Here is a 2037-nt window from a genome sequence, read left to right on the forward strand (position 1 = left end):
CCGCGCACCTGGGCCGCCGCCGTACCCCCGTCGCCGGTGCGGGCGGTGAGCCGGGCGCGTACCCGGGTGGCGGGCCGGTCCAGGACGCGCGGCGCGGAGAGCAGGATGCCCTCGGCGACCGGACCGCCCACGGCGGCCGGGCGGGTGCGGGCGGAGGGGCGGGGATCGGCCAGCCGGAGGCGGCCGGAACGCCAGGCGACGTTGACGTCGTCGCCACCGGCGACGGCGAGGTCGACGGACCAGCGTTCGGGGTCGGGCGCGCCGGCGCGAGCCGGCACGGCGGTGGACGGGTGCGCGGCCGACGCGGGCGTGCCGGGCAGTCCGGCGGCCACGGTGAGCAGGGCAGTCAGGGCGACGACGATACGACGTCCGGAATGAGCCATCAGCATTCTCCTCAGAACCCCCTGATCGTTGCGTTTCCGCTGATCAAGTGGAACCTCAGTACAAATGGCGACACATGCGAATTCTGTTCGGTAGGGAACAATGGCGGGGTGCCCGAAGGCGACACCGTCTGGAACACGGCGCGCGTCCTGGATCGCGCGCTGGCCGGGGCCCGGCTCACCGGGTCCGACTTCCGCGTGCCGCAGCTCGCCGCCACCGACCTGACCGGCTGGACCGTGCGCGAGTCGGCCAGCCGGGGCAAACACCTGCTGCTGCGCCTCACCGCGCCCACCGCAGCGCAGTGGACGCTGCACTCGCACCTGCGGATGGACGGCGCATGGCGCGCGTACACCCCGGGTGAGCGCTGGACGGCGCGGCCGGCGCACCTGATCCGCGTGGTGCTCCGCTCCCCCGGCGCGGTCGCCGTCGGCTACCACCTGCACGAGCTGGCACTGGTGCCGACGGCCGAGGAGCTGTCGCTCGTCGGTCACCTCGGCCCGGACCTGCTCGGCCCGGACTGGGACGCGGACGAGGCGGTACGCCGTCTGGCGGCCGAGCCGGAGCGCACCATCGGTGAGGCGCTGCTGGACCAGCGCAACCTCGCCGGGGTGGGCAACCTCTACAAGTGCGAGGTGCTGTTCCTGCGCGGGGTGTCCCCGTGGACGCCGGTGGGCGCGGTGCCGGACCTGCCGGGCACCGTCGCGCTGGCGCAGCGGCTGCTCGCGGCGAACCGGGGCCGCTGGACGCAGAGCACGACCGGGGTGCTGCGCCGGGGTGGCACCAGCTACGTCTACGGCCGCCGGGCCCAGCCGTGCCGGCGCTGCGGGACGGCCATCCGCAAGGAGGAGCTGGGTGAGCGGGTCACCTACTGGTGCCCGGTCTGCCAGCCCGACCGTTCCTGACGTGGAACTTCCACGAAACGCCAAAGATCGCCGAGATAGGGACGATTGGGTACTTCCGTCCCACCCCCGTGGCGTCGCATGCTGCGATTGACCGCTCACCGATCGTCAGCAGCGCGTACGCCCGCCACGCCGGGGTGTCGGCCGGCGCGCCCCGACCCCGGGGAGAGCCATGGTGCTGTTCCGCAGACTCCGGCCGGGACGGCCGGACCGGGCCGGAGTCGCCGAGGAGACCGCGTTCACCGGTTCCGCGGCGCGGGGCGTTCCCGCCGCGCGCGCCGGCGACGACGAGCCGGGGACCACCCCGGCGAGCCTGGACCCGGCCGCCGTCCCGCGCCTGTTCGGCCCGGTGCCGAACACCGCCGCCAGCCCGCTGCCCACGCTCGACGCCGACGGCCGCCCGGCGCCCGGCACCGGCATCCGCAAGTTCGTCGACCCGCTGCCGCTACCAGGGCAGCCCGCCACCGACGGGCTCGGCGCCCGCCTGCCGGTAGCGGTCCCGGACACCATCACCTGGCCGGGCTGCGACTACTACGAGATCGGCCTCCAGGAGTACGCGCAGCGCCTGCACCGCGACCTGCCGGCCACCCGGCTGCGCGGCTACCGGCAGCTCAACCTGGGCACCGACGCCGCCGGCCACAACACGGTCAGCCCGCCGGACCGCCCCTGGCACCTCGGCCCGATGATCGTCGCGCGGCGGGGCCGCCCGGTCCGGATCAAGTTCATCAACCAACTCCCCACCGGACGGGCGGGCGAG

The 2037-nt window shown here is 75.0% G+C and carries 1 protein-coding gene and 2 pseudogenes; 2 read left to right on the plus strand and 1 reads right to left on the minus strand.

Annotated features, from left to right (window positions below; all coding sequences use genetic code 11):
* Positions 1–383, minus strand: a pseudogene (locus tag KBX39_RS29800) (hypothetical protein); the annotation flags it as partial.
* 108 nt (positions 384–491) lie between these two features.
* Between KBX39_RS29800 and KBX39_RS29805 the strand changes: the two are divergent.
* Positions 492–1283 (plus strand): DNA-formamidopyrimidine glycosylase family protein, encoded by a 792-nt coding sequence (locus KBX39_RS29805; RefSeq protein WP_064447098.1) that lies wholly within the window; start codon positions 492–494, stop codon positions 1281–1283.
* 169 nt (positions 1284–1452) lie between these two features.
* Positions 1453–2037, plus strand: a pseudogene (locus tag KBX39_RS29810) (hypothetical protein); the annotation flags it as partial.

The organism is Micromonospora sp. D75 (assembly GCF_018070405.1).
In the GTDB taxonomy this organism is placed as follows: Bacteria; Actinomycetota; Actinomycetes; order Mycobacteriales; family Micromonosporaceae; genus Micromonospora; species Micromonospora chalcea.